We start from the raw sequence: 16,750 nt of genomic DNA on the forward strand, positions 1-16,750 counted from the left end.
GCGATCTAAACGACCTAAGCATCGATTAGGAGGGTCTGGGGCTGTAACCCAGTCCTTGGTGGCCTGAAATGCTCCACCTGAAATGGCAATACTCACGCCAGATGACCCACTAGTCTGCTATTTTAGTGAGTGTTTGAGAAGGGCAGTTTGCGCCCCTTTCCCAACAAGTGACCATACGTTTAAAGCCCAATCATTAAACTTCCTGCGTGAGTCGTTACGTGCCTCTGCAGCGCAACAATTCACGTCCTCAAAAATGGATTCACGGAAGCCTATAATATGGCAGTAAGCAATCCATGCAACGTGTGCCAACTACTGTTTGAAACGGTTGATTCTCCGTATCCAACGAGCACGAAAAATCAACCGTTTCAATAACTTCTCAAACAGCTTTCCAGGGCCTGTAATATGATCTCCGTTTAAAGGAGCAGAATAGGCTGCACCACCGCATACTCTGTCCCTTTCAACGGATTTGATACAGGTATCAGAATAGGTAACTCACTTCTTGATCTTCCCGGTATTAACTGACGCTAGCGTTTAGTAAAGTACCCTCATGGGTACTCTTATTAATTGCGATTAAGTATAAAATTAGACATAAGTGATGTTCCGATTGAATCCAGACTTCAGGCAAAAGTCGAATGAATCATGCAACGAACCCACTTCCAAAGTGAAAGGTCGGAACGAAGCTAGTGTTGCTAAAGCGATCGCAACTCTTCAAAGTTCACGCAATTAACCAGTAACCACAACTGACAACAAAATTCACTCTGCCAGTTCATCAAGCAATTTCCCACAGACCCTAATTCATTCATCAGCCTAACTCGTCATTGCAATAGTGATTCTTCAGAAGGAATGAATATGTCCCAGAATGGTATTGAATCAACTCTATCCGCAAGCAACTTACCGGATGAACAATTGCAGCCCAGCGTTCAGAGAGCCTGGACGACCGGCATTTTGGGTACAGGAATTGGTGCCAGTGGATTGATTACTGCAGACATTGATCACGATGGTACCGTTGAAATTATTGCGGGTGGCTCTACTTCAACATTTGGAGGCAACAGTTTTTGGTATGTTTTGAAGCCTAATGCTACAGGAGGTTATACCCAATCCTGGATCAGTGGTCTTTACACATCCAGCATCTCTCAAATCTCAGCCATTGACACTGATGGTGATGGAATCTCCAGTATTTTTTTAGGCCTTGGAGACGGTAGCATTGTTGTCTATGATGGCAAAACACTCGAACAAACAACGCTTCTAGGCCCTACAGGAAGCGCCATCAATCAGATTATTTTCGCGGATGCTGACAATGACTCTGTAGATGACATTGTTGTAGTCAACAACAATAATCTTTTTATTTATGATGCAAGTTCACTAACACTCAAGCATCAACTTAATTATGGTGCTGGAGATGTCAGAGTCGGCAATGTGGACGGTGATGCGGCCAATGAAATTGTTTTGTCCAGTGGGCAAGTTATCCAACTAAACGGTACAACCGCAACAGTTGAGTGGACCTATGCTGGAGGTGAATTTGGCAGCTCGATCGCACTTTCAGATGTTGACGGAGATGGTATCCAGGAAATTATCGGAGCGTCTGCCTGGTATTACATCACAGCTTTCGATGCAGACCTCCAATCTCCAAAATGGCAGATTAACACACGCCAGGATATTGGCACCTTGCAAGTTGCCGATATCGATGGAGATGGAGTGGATGAAATCCTCTACGGTGACGGGCAATGGGGTTCCATTCATGCGTACGACGTTAAAACATTGACGGAAGAACGTACCATCAATAACCCTGAGCATGGTGTAACCAATATCGCGATTTCCGATCTAGATGGTGATGGAACGTTAGAGATAGTGTGGGGGTCTGGAGCAACATCAACAGGCCCTGATTATCTGTATATTTCTGATCTGGCAACGGGAACTCAGGAATGGCAAAGTAGCCACCTTGACGGACCATTTAATGCCATTGACGTTGACGACATCGATAACGACGGAACCCAAGAACTTGTCTTTGCCTCATCTAGAAGTAACAGTAGTTATGGTGATGGTATCGTCTCCATTGTGGACTCTACGACTCATACGTCTGAATGGCAAAGCCAATCCAATTTCTTTGGAGGAACGACTTGGACCGGTATTCATGATGTAGAACTGGGCGATGTTAATGGCGACGGCGTGAAGGAGATTGTGGTTGCGACCGATCGCCTTTACGACGGCGCCATCTACGTTCTTGATGGACAGACGAAGCAAATTCAAAACTCCTACTTCTACGATCAAGGTGCGCCGATGCAGTCATTGGCGATCGCCGATGTAGACAACGATGGTACCAACGAAATCATTGCAGGCGGTTCCAGAGCCCATACGGGGGCTCCTGGCGTCTATACCTACATCCTGGACGCAAGAACGGGTGCTGTTGAGTGGAAAAGTATCAATCTTGGTGGCTACTGGTCAAGCATTTCTGAAATCGAGGTGGGCAACATTGATAATGATGAAGCCCAGGAAATTGTAGCGATCAATAACAGTCTTTTTGTGTTCGATGGAAAGACACACCAGCAATGGCAAAGCTCGTTTAGTGGGGTGACGAGTGCTCACCTACACGACTTAACCCTGGATGGCAAACAAGAGATTTTAGCAGGAACGAATAGTGGACAAGTTCTCGTTGTAGAGGGACAAACGTTTCAGACTCAACAGAGTTTACAGCTTGGCTCCAGCCCCATCACTGGGTTGCAAACTTACGATTTTGATGAAGATGGTACCGTTGAGCTAGTTTACACAGACAGCACTTCGGTCGGTATCTATAGCTTGAAGCACTCGATGACACTTTGGAAAAGTGAAGTGTTAGGGGCCAGTGTTGGTAACAATAACAGCCTGATGGTTGCCAATACCGATGCCGATGGAAAAGTTGAAATTCTTGTGGGTACGAATTACACGGTTGTTGAATTTGAAGTAGGCCAGCTTTCAAACCCGCCAGCGATCGCCCAGCCCATTCCCAATGCAATCACAAATAACGGCAGTGAGTTTACTTTAGATATCAGTACCTCCTTCCAGGATCCCGATGTCGATGATGACCTGCTATATTCCGCTGTTGGGTTACCCAGTGGGTTGGTGCTGAATCCAAACACAGGCATCATACAGGGGACTGCCACGAGCGCAGGAGCGTATACCGTCACAGTAACCGCCACAGATACAGCAGGATTATCCGTCAGTGATTCCTTTGAGCTGACTGTATTTAACCTGATTCGGCTAACTCCAGGGAAAGATACAACCATTGGTACAACGGCTCCTGATGAAATTGAAGGACTTGCTGGCCATGACCTCCTCTACGGAAACCAGGGGAATGACTGGATTAAGGGAGGAAATGGTAAAGATCGGTTATTTGGCGGTTCTGGAAATGACCTTTTGAACGGTGATGCGGGTAACGATGATTTAAACGGGGGCATTGGCCAAGATACTCTGGATGGAGGGACTGGGGTAGATCAACTTACGGGTGGCGCAGGTTCGGATGTTTTTGTATTGCGCTCTAGTTCTGGAATTGAAAAGATTCTTGACTTTAAGAATGGCGTTGATCGTCTTGGTTTAGCGAATGGGTTAACCTATGAAGATTTGATAATTACCCAGGAAGGCAGCCGAACAACAATTTCTGATGTTAATGGAGTCATTGCTAAACTTTGGCGTGTTAATGTCAGCCTGATCACTGAAGTAGACTTTGTAGCTGTCTAAGGCATGTTCTAAACCTACCTGGAAGACTGTTTTTCCGCGTCGACAGGTGGGCATCATTATCAAACCTAAAATGCTATGCCACCTGCGAGACAGGTGGCATAGCATTTTAGGTTTGATGTTGAATTGAGAAAACTGACCAAAAGCTCGTCTAGGCTTGCCTTTGCCAAAAAAGCCGAGGAGCAGAGAAGTCTAAATATAGATAAATTCTGAATCCTAGTTGCGTCCCATGACAGATGTTGACTTTGGCTAAACTTCGGTATCCGTATTAAGTGTTGATCCCGAAACAATAAGGGGGAAATGATTATGCCTTATGAAAATCTAGAAGCTTTACCTGAAGACGTTAAATCTAACCTACCTCAAGCTGCGCAGCAGATTTTTATGGCTGCCTTTAATAGTGCTTCCTCTGATGGCATGGATGAGCAGTCTGCCCTCAAAACTGCCTGGAACTCCGTTAGAAACACTTACGAGGAAGGCGGCGACGGGCAGTGGCATCATCGTGGTGAAAGAGACAAAACGGCGTCAGATAGCCCGCTGGGTTCGCAGCAAGGCGCCTAGAAAGCCCTCTAGCGCTTTTTAAAGAAGCTGATTTTCGTGTACCTCATGCACGAAAATCAGCAACTATAAATACTGTAAATCTCAGGATGGGGCAAAAAATTAGAACTACCCTTAAAGCCCAGATTTTGTCCCGTATTGATTCTTTTAGAACACCTCATACAAAGAAATTCAGCTAGTAGACCACGGCCTAAGTTTGTCACCTATTTTTTGTGTGGGGTGCTTTGCACCCCACACAAAAAATAGGTGATACATTTACGCCTCAGCATACTAGTTCTAAAACATACTTAAATGTCATTCTTCAAAACGATTGGTTGGTTGCGATCGCCTAACATCCGCATGGCAGAAATGTTATATCAAGGTTTCCCCTACACAGGTGTTAGGCACTAGGGACTCGTACAAAATAAACCCTCGGTTTTCTTGAAGAGCCCGACTACGGTGAGCTTTCCAAGAAAATCGAGGGTTTATTACAACATGGTCGTCATTTTTCTAAAGTCATTGCTTTTGCGTGCCCATCGCACATACAAAAGTAATGACTTTAGAAAAATGGTAGAGGTATCCTTTAACTTCACAGTTTTAGGAATTGGCACTACGAAGCATCAAGAAATCACTTTGAGTATCACGGCCAATCTGAAACGCCTGTGTATCGACGGCATTACAACCCCATCTACGGTAAAACGCAATCGCACGAAGATTCTGTTCCCAAACACTCAAGACATACGTCGTCATTGGAATTGGCGGTGGCAGCGTTATCGATGCGGGCAAAGCTTTATCAGCCATGCTGCCCCATCAAAACTCCATCTTTGACCACCTGGAAGGAGTTGGGCGTAATCTCCCTCATAGCGGAACTAAAGTCCCTTACATTGCTATTCCAACAACATCTGGAACAGGGGGCGAGGTAACCAAAAATGCTGTCATTAGTGAGGTTGGCGAGAACGGCTACAAAAAGTCTCTGCGCCACGATAATTTCATTCCCGATGCGGTGATTGTGGATGGAACGTTACTCATCTCTTGCCCCAAGCCTGTTACTGCGGCCTGTGGGCTGGATACCTTTACCCAATTGCTGGAGCCCTACTTATCCCCAACCGCTTCTCCCTTGACCGATGCGATCGCCTGGAGCGGATTAGAGGCGATCGCCGACAATCTACTTCTTGCCTGTGGTGAAGGTGCAACCGAGATTGCTGTCCGAGAAAGCATGGCCTATGCGTCTTTGTGCTCCGGTATTGCCTTATATCATGTCTGGTTAAATGCACATGATATAAGGTCAGGGAAAAACGCTGGAGTGCTTGCTAAATCGTCATTGTGCAAAAGTGAGTATTATGTGCATTTAAGGCGACATGATATTAGCAAATGCGGGCTTAGGCATCGTGCATGGGCTCGCCTCTCCTATGGGTGGCTTCCTCCCCATTCCCCATGGAGTGGTGTGTGGAACGTTAATGGCAGCGGCAGTGCGGGCCAACTGGCAAGCGATGAAGGCACGAGAGCCAGGGAATGAGGCAATTGCCAAAATGGCTCGTTTGGGACAGCGCCTCTCAAAGGAATCTGGCAAATCTGATGCCTACTATTGCGACGCGTTAGTTGCCATTCTGGAAGACTGGACGGAACAGCTTGAGCTGCCCCGCCTGAATAAGTACGACATTCAGACATCGGATTTGAACAAAATTTTGGATCAAACACAGAACCGCAATAATCCCATTGAGCTCACTCGCAATGAAATTCGCGCTCTGGTTGAAGCTCGTCTTTAGCTGAAGTTGTTTTTTCATGCGCAAAGCACACAAAAAAACAACTTTTGAAACCAGCCCTAGTACTTGCGTAGTTCCTGGGCAGTGGTACCGGAAGCAGTATTGTTTGCGTATTTGGCATACTGCTCAATATGGTAAGCGGCAGGACTGATGGTTTCTTGAATAGATGGACGAGCCTGAATGGCAGCCCACCATTGACGGAGGCGATCGCACTCTTCCGGCAAGGCCAATCCCCGGTAATGCTCCAACGCAGACCATCGCTCAAACCAGGGGTAATAAGTCAAATCCACTAAACTGAGGGTATCTCCGAACCAAAACGGTCCATCAGAAAGTTTTTGTAACCCTTCCGTTTCCAGAAATAGCAGGTGCTTTCGCAATTCCGCGGCCCATTCTTGCTGCTTGTCAGCGTCCTGACTGAGGAGCAGTTTGTAAAAGGCGGTCGTAAATTTGGTGTTGGCAAAGTCAATCCAGATCCGGGCGATCGCCCGTTGTCCTGGGTCCGTTGGCAATAGCGGCGGCTCTGGAAACACCTCATTCAAGTACTCATTCACCACAGCAGATTCCCAGACCCGATTTCCCTCATGCTGAATGACAGGCACTTTGCCATAGGGAGATACCTCCAGAAACCAATCAGGCTTGTTCTGCAAGTCAATTTCTATCAGTTCGAAGGGAATGCCTTTTTCTAGCAGAGTTAATCGAGTACGTTGGGCGTAGGGGCAGCCGTTGGCACTAAAAATTTGAACGGAAGGCATAGGCGGTGGGGAAATAGGTGGATAATGCGCTACATCCCTTCTCAGGTAGGTAGGCAAGTTTTAAGACTTACCTACGATTAAACCGCAAGAATTCGAGTGTTTCCGTATGGCCTTCAGGCTCAGGTGAATCGACACAAGTTGAGCCAGCGTTGAACGGCCATTTACGCAAGCTGCATTCCCGCTCACAAAACTGGGAATGCACCCATTCACATATCTAAAACCTGCACGAGGCCCAATTAGTGCAGAATTTGAATATGAAGATCCTGCTCGTAGAAGACGATGAAACCCTGGCGGCAGCTCTGACTCGCAGCCTGACGGCCCAAAACTTTGTCGTGGATGCTGTGCCCGACGGCGAAATGGGCTGGAGCTACGGTTCTACCTTTGATTACGACTTGATCCTGCTGGACGTCATGCTGCCCAAGCTGGATGGCATCAGCCTGTGCAAAAAGTTTCGAGCCGAGGACTACACAACCCCGATATTGCTGCTGACTTCTGAAGACACCAGCACCGCTAAAGTACAGGGTCTGGATGCCGGGGCCGATGATTATGTCGTGAAACCATTCGATCGAGCGGAGTTGATCGCTCGCATTCGAGCCCTCCTGCGTCGCAGTAGCACCAATCCCCTGCCACTTTTAATCTGGCGAGACTTGATGCTAAATCCCGGCACCTGCGACGTTAGCTATGACGGCCAACCCCTCACCTTGACCCGCAAGGAATACGAATTGTTGGAGCTATTCCTGCGGGACAGCCAGCATGTGTTTAGCACCGAAGAAATTCTCGATCGCCTCTGGTCATCCGAAGAGTTTCCTTCAGAAGCGACGGTGCGATCGCACATCCGTCGAGTTCGTAATAAGCTCACCGCCGCAGGTGCCCCTCCGGATTTCGTCGCCACCCTGCACGGGCGCGGCTACTATCTGAAACCCGCAGAAACCGTAGAAGAGTTAGTCTGCCTTTTACCGGATCCAGGGCCGTCATCCCTCGCCCCAGCAACCGCAGCCCTCGCTCCTATCACCCCCGAGGCTCAAGAACAATACGTTGCTTTTCTAAACCAAAACTGGGTTCAAATCACCCAGCCCAAAACCCTGGAGCAAGTTGGACAGCTTGAGCAGGCTGTGGAAGCCTTGCAGAGCGATCGCCTTACGCCTCCCCTCCAAACACAGGCCAAACAAATCGCCCATAAACTGGCTGGAACCCTCGGCCTCTTCGGCTTCCACAAAGCTGTACACCTGACTCGCCAGTTGGAAAACTGGATGGGAAGCCAGGAGTCTCTGCTTCCCCGCCAGGCTAGCCTGATGTTCCCTCTGGTCACAGCTCTGCGGCAAGAAATTCAAAACAGTACCGTTGTCCATTCCTCTCAGGTACCCAGTAACCAGGGACCGTTGCTTCTACTGGTAGGGCTGGGATCAAGCCAAGCTCAGGCGATCGCCGCTTCTGCTGAAGCTCGCCAGCTCCGTACCGTCACCCTACCCACTGCCACCAGTGCTGCTTCCTGGCTCACGCCTGAAGCCATCGCCAGCCTCCCCATCAAACCTCCCGATGCCCTGCTGGTACAACTTCCCTCGGAATCTCGCCCCGAGTTAGCAGAGAACCGGAATGCGGTGCTAACAATGGTTCAGAGCTTTGCCCAACGGTTTCCCAATTTACCCATTCTGGTGATGGGCGATCGCGATACGTTGAGCGATCGCCTGGATGCACTTCGGCATGGCAGCCATCTATTCCTTCCAGCCGTGACACCTCCTGAGCAGACCATTAGTGCCATTACCCATCGCCTTAATGTACCGGATTCTCCTGCCAAGGTGATGATCGTAGACAACGATGTGGATTGGCTGCGCGCCCTTCCTACGCTGCTTAAACCCTGGGGATTTAAGGTGACCACACTAGATGATCCCCAGCAATTCTGGATTGTACTTCAAGCAGTCAATCCCGATGTGTTGGTATTAAATGCTCACATGTCTCAAATTACGGGTTACGAACTCTGCCAAATTCTCCGCTGCGACCCCTATTGGCAACGCTTACCCGTTGTATTTCTGAGCGATTTTACCGACCTTAAAAGCCAAAACCAGGCATTTGCGGCTGGGGCCGATGACTACCTCTACAAACCCATCATTGGTGCCGATCTAGCCGCCCGAATCGTTAGCCGTTTACACCGTTTACGCGCCTACATAGGGTGACAAGCAAGCCACCGTTGTCATGACAACAAGACCCGCTTTGCGATCCTGCCATTGATGGTGATCGCAAGGACAGGGTTTGATTGGAAATCTCACTTTAGTAGTTGAGATTGTGTCAAAACCCGCCCCTACGCCTTCATCCAATATGTTCAGACATTTCAAAAAGTTGTCTCGTTTATTTCGAGCTTTAGTTACAAAGAATATCCAAAACACCGCTTCAAACCAAATAATATTTTGTATTTTTAACATCTAAAGCCTATGCCATAAACCATAAATATCTGTTGATAGATATTCTCGAATTTGCTTTTCGCATGACTCAGAATGCTAATTCAACCTGTCATGTTATCACCCGTTATTTGAGAAGCCATTTAGGTGTTGTGACTCGCTTTACCAACGATATATCCTGGCAGAAACGAGAACAGCAGTTTGATGACGGTGACATCGATAGCTGTTGGATCTGTGGCTTACCTTACCCCACCCTGGGTTATTTCCGTGGCAGTTTCACACAACGCAAGGGAACACGAGTGCGATCGCTCCTCAATCTGCACATCAATCCAGAGGGGAAGCAAATTCAGAACGATGAGGCCATCGCCTGCACGACCGTCAGCAACTCGGACTACGATCCCATCTGCAATATGGCTTTACGCGCAGAAACCATTAGCAACACTTGAGCCAGACTTCTCAGGATCCTCGTCGAAACGGTTTATTTGTGCAAATGCAGATCGTAAAGCAGTTCCCCCACATCCAGAGTGTTCACCCTATCTTAAGAATTGGATAAAACCCTGATAGAAATCTAGATTCAGAGCGTGGAAGCTGCTAGTACGCTGAGGCGGAAATCCATCACCTATGTTTTTGTGTAGGGTGCTTCGCACCCTACACAAAAACATAGGTTGCGGACTTAGGCCGTAGCCTACTAGTTCCACGCCCTGAATCTGAACTTTCACGCAAAATCCTGAGACAGAATGTAACCAAATGTAAACGTTTGTTTCAAACAACCTTGTCCGTAATCCCAGTCACAACATGCCGAATGCTAAGCCTGATACTAATTTCAGCGATCGCTTAACATTTTTTAATCTATAACATCAGTGAAACCTCTCAATTTGCACAGGTTTTGCACAAACGGATTGGTTTAATCGTAGGCATCGGTTCGAGAGGCGCTGAACCAAAAGCCCGGAAAGGAGCCAAGGTTCATATCTCTTCCCTCCTCAAGAGACCATTGATTGGTTGAACTTGACGGGTTTTGAAGAGAGGCATCGTTACAGATGTTCGCAAGATTGCCGAAGTCGAACTGAGGTTTCTGAGCAAACCGACAACTATTTATATAGGATTTACGCTTCGTTGCATTTGTCCTAGCCTACAGGTTTTTCTGTTGGAATAGTTTCGTTTGCCCGCCCTCAGACGATTTTAAGCGTACGCCTGATTGAATCGAATGCCCATCAACATGATTTTAGGAGCTACTTGAATGTTAGATGCGTTTGCCAAAGTGGTGTCTCAAGCGGATACCCGGGGCGATTATGTTAGCGATTCTCAAATCGATGCTCTGAAAGCAATGGTTGCTGAAGGCAGCAAGCGGATGGACGTGGTTAACCGGATCACCTCCAACTCTTCCACCATCGTTGCCAATGCCGCTCGGGCTCTGTTTGCTGAGCAGCCTCAACTGATCTCTCCTGGCGGTAATGCATATACCAACCGTCGGATGGCAGCTTGCCTGCGCGACATGGAAATCATCTTGCGCTATGTAACCTATGCAGCCTTCACCGGTGATGCTAGCGTTCTGGATGATCGCTGCCTGAACGGTCTGCGTGAGACCTACCTGGCACTGGGCGTACCTGGTGGTTCCGTTGCTACTGGTGTTCAAAAGATGAAAGAAGCTGCGATCGCGATCGCTAACGATCGTAACAACATCACCCAGGGCGATTGCTCCAGCCTGATGGCTGAACTGGGTAGCTACTTCGATCGCGCTGCTTCTGCTGTAGGCTAAGCCCGACGTTAGCTTAATTCAAAGCTTGAACAAGTTTTGACGAACGACATTCATCCATTTCGTAGCAAAGACAAGGAATTATCAAAATGAAAACGCCTTTAACAGAAGCTGTAGCCGCCGCTGATTCTCAAGGTCGGTTCCTGAGCTCCACCGAGATGCAAGTAGCTTTCGGTCGTTTCCGTCAAGCTGCTGCTAGCTTGGATGCTGCTAAGGCTCTGGCTTCCAAATCTAACAGCTTGGCTCAAGGTGCTGCTAACGCGGTTTACCAGAAGTTCCCTTACACCACCCAAATGCAGGGCGCTAACTACGCTGCTGACCAGCGTGGTAAGGACAAGTGCGTTCGTGACATCGGCTACTACATCCGCATGGTTACGTACTGCCTCATCGCAGGTGGCACCGGCCCCATGGATGACTACCTGATCGCTGGTTTGGCTGAAATCAACAAGACCTTCGACCTCTCCCCCAGCTGGTACGTTGAAGCTCTGAAGCACGTTAAAGCTAACCACGGTCTGTCTGGCGACGCCGCTGTTGAAGCGAACTCTTACATCGACTACGCTATCAACGCTCTGAGCTAATTGCTCTGCCAATCCAGAACCGCAGGAAACTGTCCAGGGCAACCCCCTGGTAGTTTTCTGGGGTTCTGGTCGTATTTGTCGGTTTGTCCTTTTTTAATTAAGGGGATTTTTCCATGACAAGTTCTACGGCAGCTCGGCAGCTTGGTTTTGAGCCCTTTGCTCAAGTGTCTCCGGTAGAGTTGCGGGCTAACTGGACGGAAGGTGATGTGCAAGCGGTTATCACAGCCGCCTACCGTCAGGTGTTCGGCAATGATCATCTGATGCAGAGTGAGCGTCTTACCACGGCAGAATCACTCCTGCGCCAGGGCAGCATTTCAGTGCGCGATTTTGTGCGGGCACTGGCTCAATCCGAGCTCTATCGAAATAAGTTTTTTCATTCCACACCGCAAGTACGTTTTATTGAGCTGAATTACAAGCATCTGCTGGGCCGTGCGCCCTACGACGAAGCAGAGATCGCATTTCACGTCGATCTCTATACCTGCGAAGGGTATGCAGCAGAGATCGATTCATATATTGATTCGCTCGAATATCAAGAAAACTTTGGTGAATCCATCGTTCCAAGCTACCGGGGGTTTGCAACCCAACGGGGTCAGAAAACGGTGGGTTTTAACCGCATGTTTCAACTGTATCGGGGTTATGCCAATAGCGATCGCGCCCAGGGCAAAAACAATGCTGCCTGGTTAACCCAGGACTTGGGCCGCAATCTGGCAACTCCTGTACACACGGCAACCTTTGGTCAGGGATTAATGGGAACCCGTGGGGGCGATCGCTCCCAACTGTTCCGCATCCGAACTATGCAGATGGCTAACACCCGTAGACCTCAGGTACGTCGGAGCCTGTCCGAATACATCGTATCCTACGATGACCTCTCACCCACTCTGCAACGACTCAATCAACGTGGCGGCCGTGTGGTGAGTGTGACCCCGGCTTAGGACGTGTTTTGAAGGTCATTTTTTTGAGTGCTTTACGTCTCAAAAGGCGTTTTAGCAAACCATCAGCAAACAGCGTTTACACGCCTAACTAACATGTGAGCTAGGAGAATCCTACATGGCAATTACGACTGCTGCATCCCGTCTCGGAACAACCGCTTTTGAAAATGTATCTCCCATGGAACTCCGTCCCAACTGGAGCCAAGAAGATGCCAAAGCTATTGTGCAAGCGGTCTATCGTCAGGTGCTGGGTAACGACTACCTGATGCAATCTGAGCGTCTGACCGGACTGGAGTCCCTCCTCGTCAACGGAAAGCTTTCGGTTCGGGACTTTGTGCGGGCCGTTGCCAAATCGGATCTGTACAAAACCAAGTTTCTCTATCCCAACTTCCAAACCCGCGTTATCGAGCTGAACTTCAAACACCTTCTAGGCCGCGCGCCTTACGATGAAGCTGAAGTGATTGAGCACCTCGATCGCTACCAGAATCAGGGCTTTGAAGCCGACATCGATTCCTACATCGACTCTGCGGAATACGATTCTAGCTTCGGCGACAATATCGTGCCTTACTACCGTGGTTTCGCCACCCAAACCAACCAAAAAACCGTTGGTTTCACCCGCATGTTCCGTCTCTACCGTGGCTATGCGAACAGCGATCGCTCCCAACTGGAAGGCACCAGCTCCCGCCTCGCTGGCGAACTGGCTCGCAACAGCGCTTCTGCTGTGGTAGCCCCTGCGGGTGAAGGGTTTGCCTATCGTCCTTCAAAGCGTGCGACAGCTCCCACTCGCGTATTTGGTCGGTCCAGTGCAGGGTCGAGCGATCGCCTCTATCGCATTGAAGTATCTGGTACCAATCTGCCCGGCTATCCCAAAGTTCGCCGCAGCAACAAAGAGTTTGTTGTACCCTATGAGCAACTCTCTGACACACTTCAGCGGATCAACAAGCTGGGCGGTAAAGTAGCCAGCATTACCGTGGCTCAATAAGCGCTCGTGTGCACGGGTAATTTATGGGTTTTATGACGCATAAATTACCCATTTTGTAACAATCGAGGTTGTATGAAGAGTTGATTTTTCGTACACTAGCTTCTAATCAACTAGATACGAATAATCAACGTTACAACCACACTCTAGGAATAAAAGTAGGATCATCATGTTAGGACGTTCAGCTCTCGTTAGTGCTTCTAGCGCCCCTTCTGAGAACCGTGTTTTTGTATACGAAGTAGAAGGCCTGCGTCAAAGCGATCAAACGGATAACAATCGCTACCCTGTGCGCAATAGTGGCACAATCGCAATTCAAGTTCCTTACAGCCGTATGAACGAAGAAATGCGCCGTATTACCCGTCTGGGTGGCAGAATTGTCGCCATTCACCCCCAATCTGAGTACACCGCCAGCCAAGAATCTTCTGAAGGTTAATCTATAACTCTTCACAAGTAAACGTGGTAACGCTGTACCAAGCCTATAAAGAAAGCGCAGTTTAAAAACTGCGCTTTCTTTATACATTAGTTCGGACAGTTTTTCTGAAATCCTTGATTTTGCGTGCGCGAAGCGCACGCAAAATCAAGGATTTCAGAAAAACTGTCCAGAGTATTGTTATAGGCTTACCTTTTGTTTAAAGCCCAGACATCTGATTTGGCTGTTATTTTGTAACGGCGAATAGATTCCTGGGTTTTGAAAAGGTGGAGTGAGGCACTTAATATCCCACTCCACCCGTTGAGTCAAAGCGTGCAGCGCTATAGTAATGATGACGTGAGCACAGCTTCCAATTAGATGAGTTCACGCTTCACCGGGTAGGAATGTTGTACCAGAACATTCCTACCGCCATCCTGCGCGGTCCATAATCCGCAGAGCTTCCTCGTTGTTTCGCCCAAAGACGCTAGCGTTCAGCTCATCCTGCTTGAATGTACCAAAGCTATTCAGAGTTGGGTCTACCGACGTTCCTTCTACAACAGGGTACTCATTGTTCCCAGAAGCGAAGATTTCCTGAGCTTGCTGGCTTACCAGATACTCTAAGAAACGAGTCGCAGCTTCAGCGTTAGGAGAGGTCTTCAGCACCCCCGCACCGCTAATATTAACGTGGGTTCCGCGATCGCGCTGATTCGGGAAGAAAATACCAACCTTCTCGGCTGCAGCCTTCTCCTCAGGGTTCTCAGACTTCAGCAACCGAATTAAATAATAGGTATTGGAAATCGCTAGATCGCCAACGCCAGCAGCAACCGCCTGAATCTGAGGAGTGTCGCCGCCCTCCGGTGGACGAGCAAAGTTCGCAACTAGACCCCGGGCCCATTCTTCGGTTTCAGCAGCACCTAAGTGATGCAGCAGCGAACCCGTCAGAGATTGGTTGTAGATATTGCTGGAGGAACGAACCAGAATCTTACCGCGCCATTTGGGATCAACCAGATCTTCATAGGTAGAGAGGTCTGCTGGATTCACCCGATCCTTGTGATACATAATCACTCGTGCCCGCCGGGTAAAGCCAAACCACAGCCCATCGGGATGGCGAAGGCTAGCAGGAATAGCCCCGCTTAATACAGAAGAAGAAACAGGTTGGAACAATTCTTCCTGCTCAGCGCGCCAGAGACGGCCCGCATCAACGGTCATCAGCAAGTCTGCCGGGCTGTTGGCTCCTTCGCTCTTAATCCGCTCAATCAATTGATCAGCTTCGGCTTCGACCACATTCACCCGAATTCCGGTCTGATCTGCAAAGCCCTGATATAACGACTCATCCGTGTCATAGTGGCGTGAACTGTAGAGGTTCACCACTCCTGTTTGGGCTACGGCCCGCTGAGAGCGGTTCCACGCTCCGGCGGCGATCGCCGCTGTCGCTGCCCCGCTGGCGAGAAATACCCGCCGCGTCATCTTACCCATGTTTTACGACTCCTCGTAACGACGTCTAATGAATGAAACGCGATCGCACGACAGCCACCGTTTTCTGAACGGCGATCCCAGATAATTTAGGTCAGGCTGTACGGTATAAACCACAAGCATTGTACACTATTGAAAGTAATTCCTAATTACTTAGGAGCTTTAATTCCACTAAAGCGCATTTCCTGCCTTTGGTTACTGGCTCATTCAGAATTAGTCATGTTTTTCTTGACCTGTCAGAGCGACTATGCCTGTCACTATCTTGCAATCTTTTTCAATAGTGAATCGCTGAATCGAGATGGTATGCAATGACAACTCTTGACTCACCCAACCTGTGGGTACTGTTCTGGAAAAATCTCCCGGTCCCTTTACGGCTATGTCTGCGCCCCTGGCTCATACTGTCCCTGGTGCTGCATGGTCTATGGATGTTGCTACCTATGCCGTCTGATCCCCCACCTGTGCTTGAAGTTCCGGAAGATGAACAGGTTAGCCTGACAGACATCCCAAAGGTTTCCCGATCGCTCCCCGCCTCCCCCCCAGCACTTCCTTCTTCGCAACCATCTCCAATGGTTTCTGTGGCTCCATCTCCGGAGCCCGTGGCTGCCGCTCCCATACCCCCTTCCGTGGCTCCAGTCGTTGCTCCTTCTCCCATGAGCCCGGCCCCAGCAGCCCCACCAACTCTATCAACCCCATCACCTTCCCCGACCACACCGGCTCCTTCCCCCGTCGCACCGGTTTCCCCGGTCGAGTCTTCACCCCTTCCCGAAGAAACCCCACCACCCACCGCATGGGCCACTTTTCCCCATCCACAAGGTGTTGCAACCTGCGATGGTGTAGAAAATTGTTGGATGGCTCCCCAATCCCGCTGGCAACAACTGTTCCGAGATTTTGAGCAATCTTTGCAAGCCGAAGGTTATGTTCTTAATGACATTACCGAACAGCGGCTCTCGAATACTACTGGACGACGCATTTTTGCCGTTGAAAAGGGCAATGAACCCCAGTACTACCTAAATATGGTTTCAACTCCAGACGGCAGCACCCGCTACCTCAACACAGAGGAACCTCTTAGCGAAGCAGAGTTAGATCAACTTTCGGGTTTCTAAAACCAACGGGAGGGTATTGCATGTTGAGCAATACCCTCCCGTTGGTTGCAAAATTGTAGAGAGCAAGTAGTTATTCAAAATCATCATCCCGATCGAGCGATCGCGCAGCAGAACGACTACCCGCCGTCAAAACAGCCGTCCCTACCAAGCCGGCAGATGCACTAAATCCCATTAGCAAGCCGATAGGGATAGGAACCATTTGAAACCCCAGGAGGCGCAGTGTTACCGGGGTTGCATTTTGCACTGACAGCAGGGCGATCGCACTCACCCAAATTGCCGTCAAACTTGACACTACAAAATTCACCATCGTTCAAACTCAGTTTTCATTTGGGGATAAGGACTGAAACCATGGAGCCGTAAAGGATGAAAGCATCAG

Annotated in this window: 16 protein-coding genes; 13 read left to right on the plus strand and 3 right to left on the minus strand. The window is 49.0% G+C overall.

Annotated features, from left to right (window positions below; all coding sequences use genetic code 11):
* The first annotated feature begins 849 nt into the window (after nt 1–849).
* From NDI52_RS23835 to NDI52_RS23855, 5 genes are all read left to right on the plus strand, one after another.
* On the plus strand, nt 850–3,711 hold the full coding sequence (locus NDI52_RS23835) for an FG-GAP-like repeat-containing protein (protein WP_190769812.1): 2,862 nt from the start codon (nt 850–852) through the stop codon (nt 3,709–3,711).
* A gap of 303 nt (nt 3,712–4,014) precedes the next feature.
* Nucleotides 4,015–4,266, plus strand: coding sequence for a ChaB family protein (locus NDI52_RS23840; protein WP_190769811.1), 252 nt, complete (start codon nt 4,015–4,017; stop codon nt 4,264–4,266).
* Nucleotides 4,267–4,809: 543 nt separating this feature from the next.
* Nucleotides 4,810–5,070 (plus strand): hypothetical protein, encoded by a 261-nt coding sequence (locus NDI52_RS23845; protein ID WP_190774653.1) that lies wholly within the window; start codon nt 4,810–4,812, stop codon nt 5,068–5,070.
* Complete coding sequence (locus NDI52_RS23850) at nt 5,042–5,758, plus strand: iron-containing alcohol dehydrogenase (protein WP_347280017.1); 717 nt, start codon at nt 5,042–5,044, stop codon at nt 5,756–5,758. The genes NDI52_RS23845 and NDI52_RS23850 overlap by 29 nt, the downstream gene beginning before the upstream one ends.
* On the plus strand, nt 5,652–6,008 hold the full coding sequence (locus tag NDI52_RS23855; protein ID WP_242035678.1) for an iron-containing alcohol dehydrogenase: 357 nt from the start codon (nt 5,652–5,654) through the stop codon (nt 6,006–6,008). The genes NDI52_RS23850 and NDI52_RS23855 overlap by 107 nt, the downstream gene beginning before the upstream one ends.
* Nucleotides 6,009–6,064: 56 nt before the next feature.
* On the opposite strand, the gene NDI52_RS23860 is transcribed toward NDI52_RS23855, so the two are convergent.
* The gene (locus NDI52_RS23860) at nt 6,065–6,757 is read right to left on the minus strand and encodes a glutathione S-transferase family protein (protein ID WP_190774651.1); all 693 of its coding nucleotides are present in this window, start codon (nt 6,755–6,757) and stop codon (nt 6,065–6,067) included.
* A gap of 254 nt (nt 6,758–7,011) precedes the next feature.
* Here NDI52_RS23860 and NDI52_RS23865 point away from each other — a divergent pair, with 254 nt between their 5' ends.
* The 7 genes from NDI52_RS23865 to NDI52_RS23895 all read left to right on the plus strand — a co-directional run bounded on the left by NDI52_RS23865 (nt 7,012) and on the right by NDI52_RS23895 (nt 13,822).
* Nucleotides 7,012–8,928: a response regulator gene (locus NDI52_RS23865; RefSeq protein WP_190774650.1), complete on the plus strand. Its 1,917-nt coding sequence runs from the start codon at nt 7,012–7,014 to the stop codon at nt 8,926–8,928.
* 308 nt (nt 8,929–9,236) lie between these two features.
* Nucleotides 9,237–9,596 carry a hypothetical protein gene (locus tag NDI52_RS23870; protein ID WP_190774655.1) on the plus strand — a complete coding sequence of 120 codons (360 nt, stop codon included), beginning with the start codon at nt 9,237–9,239 and terminating at the stop codon, nt 9,594–9,596.
* Nucleotides 9,597–10,387: 791 nt separating this feature from the next.
* Nucleotides 10,388–10,906, plus strand: coding sequence for a phycocyanin subunit beta (locus tag NDI52_RS23875; RefSeq protein WP_190774649.1), 519 nt, complete (start codon nt 10,388–10,390; stop codon nt 10,904–10,906).
* Between the two features lie 86 nt (nt 10,907–10,992).
* The gene (gene cpcA, locus NDI52_RS23880) at nt 10,993–11,481 is read left to right on the plus strand and encodes a phycocyanin subunit alpha (protein WP_190774648.1); all 489 of its coding nucleotides are present in this window, start codon (nt 10,993–10,995) and stop codon (nt 11,479–11,481) included.
* A gap of 113 nt (nt 11,482–11,594) precedes the next feature.
* Entirely contained in the window at nt 11,595–12,413 is an 819-nt protein-coding gene (locus NDI52_RS23885) for a phycobilisome linker polypeptide (protein WP_190774647.1), read from the plus strand.
* A 115-nt stretch (nt 12,414–12,528) separates the two neighbouring features.
* On the plus strand, nt 12,529–13,392 hold the full coding sequence (locus NDI52_RS23890) for a phycobilisome linker polypeptide (RefSeq protein WP_190774646.1): 864 nt from the start codon (nt 12,529–12,531) through the stop codon (nt 13,390–13,392).
* A 166-nt stretch (nt 13,393–13,558) separates the two neighbouring features.
* Nucleotides 13,559–13,822 (plus strand): phycobilisome linker polypeptide, encoded by a 264-nt coding sequence (locus tag NDI52_RS23895; protein WP_190774645.1) that lies wholly within the window; start codon nt 13,559–13,561, stop codon nt 13,820–13,822.
* A 399-nt stretch (nt 13,823–14,221) separates the two neighbouring features.
* On the opposite strand, the gene NDI52_RS23900 is transcribed toward NDI52_RS23895, so the two are convergent.
* Entirely contained in the window at nt 14,222–15,274 is a 1,053-nt protein-coding gene (locus NDI52_RS23900; protein ID WP_190774644.1) for a Fe(3+) ABC transporter substrate-binding protein, read from the minus strand.
* Nucleotides 15,275–15,579: 305 nt separating this feature from the next.
* On the opposite strand from NDI52_RS23900, the gene NDI52_RS23905 reads away from it, so the two are divergent.
* On the plus strand, nt 15,580–16,374 hold the full coding sequence (locus NDI52_RS23905; RefSeq protein WP_190774643.1) for a hypothetical protein: 795 nt from the start codon (nt 15,580–15,582) through the stop codon (nt 16,372–16,374).
* A 70-nt stretch (nt 16,375–16,444) separates the two neighbouring features.
* On the opposite strand, the gene NDI52_RS23910 is transcribed toward NDI52_RS23905, so the two are convergent.
* Nucleotides 16,445–16,681, minus strand: coding sequence for a lipopolysaccharide assembly protein LapA domain-containing protein (locus NDI52_RS23910; protein ID WP_190774642.1), 237 nt, complete (start codon nt 16,679–16,681; stop codon nt 16,445–16,447).
* Nucleotides 16,682–16,750 lie beyond the last annotated feature (69 nt).

It is taken from the genome of Leptolyngbya sp. PL-A3 (genome assembly GCF_039962325.1).
In the GTDB taxonomy this organism is placed as follows: Bacteria; Cyanobacteriota; Cyanobacteriia; order Elainellales; family Elainellaceae; genus Vacuolonema.

What these genes read in the sequence shown, in the direction of transcription:
- NDI52_RS23835 (WP_190769812.1), top strand. Translation starts at nt 850, where the DNA reads ATGTCCCAGAATGGTATTGAATCAACTCTATCCGCAAGCAACTTACCG.
- NDI52_RS23840 (WP_190769811.1), top strand. Translation starts at nt 4,015, where the DNA reads ATGCCTTATGAAAATCTAGAAGCTTTACCTGAAGACGTTAAATCTAAC.
- NDI52_RS23845 (WP_190774653.1), top strand. Translation starts at nt 4,810, where the DNA reads ATGGTAGAGGTATCCTTTAACTTCACAGTTTTAGGAATTGGCACTACG.
- NDI52_RS23850 (WP_347280017.1), top strand. Translation starts at nt 5,042, where the DNA reads ATGCTGCCCCATCAAAACTCCATCTTTGACCACCTGGAAGGAGTTGGG.
- NDI52_RS23855 (WP_242035678.1), top strand. Translation starts at nt 5,652, where the DNA reads ATGGGTGGCTTCCTCCCCATTCCCCATGGAGTGGTGTGTGGAACGTTA.
- NDI52_RS23860 (WP_190774651.1), bottom strand. Translation starts at nt 6,757, where the DNA reads ATGCCTTCCGTTCAAATTTTTAGTGCCAACGGCTGCCCCTACGCCCAA.
- NDI52_RS23865 (WP_190774650.1), top strand. Translation starts at nt 7,012, where the DNA reads ATGAAGATCCTGCTCGTAGAAGACGATGAAACCCTGGCGGCAGCTCTG.
- NDI52_RS23870 (WP_190774655.1), top strand. Translation starts at nt 9,237, where the DNA reads ATGACTCAGAATGCTAATTCAACCTGTCATGTTATCACCCGTTATTTG.
- NDI52_RS23875 (WP_190774649.1), top strand. Translation starts at nt 10,388, where the DNA reads ATGTTAGATGCGTTTGCCAAAGTGGTGTCTCAAGCGGATACCCGGGGC.
- cpcA (WP_190774648.1), top strand. Translation starts at nt 10,993, where the DNA reads ATGAAAACGCCTTTAACAGAAGCTGTAGCCGCCGCTGATTCTCAAGGT.
- NDI52_RS23885 (WP_190774647.1), top strand. Translation starts at nt 11,595, where the DNA reads ATGACAAGTTCTACGGCAGCTCGGCAGCTTGGTTTTGAGCCCTTTGCT.
- NDI52_RS23890 (WP_190774646.1), top strand. Translation starts at nt 12,529, where the DNA reads ATGGCAATTACGACTGCTGCATCCCGTCTCGGAACAACCGCTTTTGAA.
- NDI52_RS23895 (WP_190774645.1), top strand. Translation starts at nt 13,559, where the DNA reads ATGTTAGGACGTTCAGCTCTCGTTAGTGCTTCTAGCGCCCCTTCTGAG.
- NDI52_RS23900 (WP_190774644.1), bottom strand. Translation starts at nt 15,274, where the DNA reads ATGGGTAAGATGACGCGGCGGGTATTTCTCGCCAGCGGGGCAGCGACA.
- NDI52_RS23905 (WP_190774643.1), top strand. Translation starts at nt 15,580, where the DNA reads ATGACAACTCTTGACTCACCCAACCTGTGGGTACTGTTCTGGAAAAAT.
- NDI52_RS23910 (WP_190774642.1), bottom strand. Translation starts at nt 16,681, where the DNA reads ATGGTGAATTTTGTAGTGTCAAGTTTGACGGCAATTTGGGTGAGTGCG.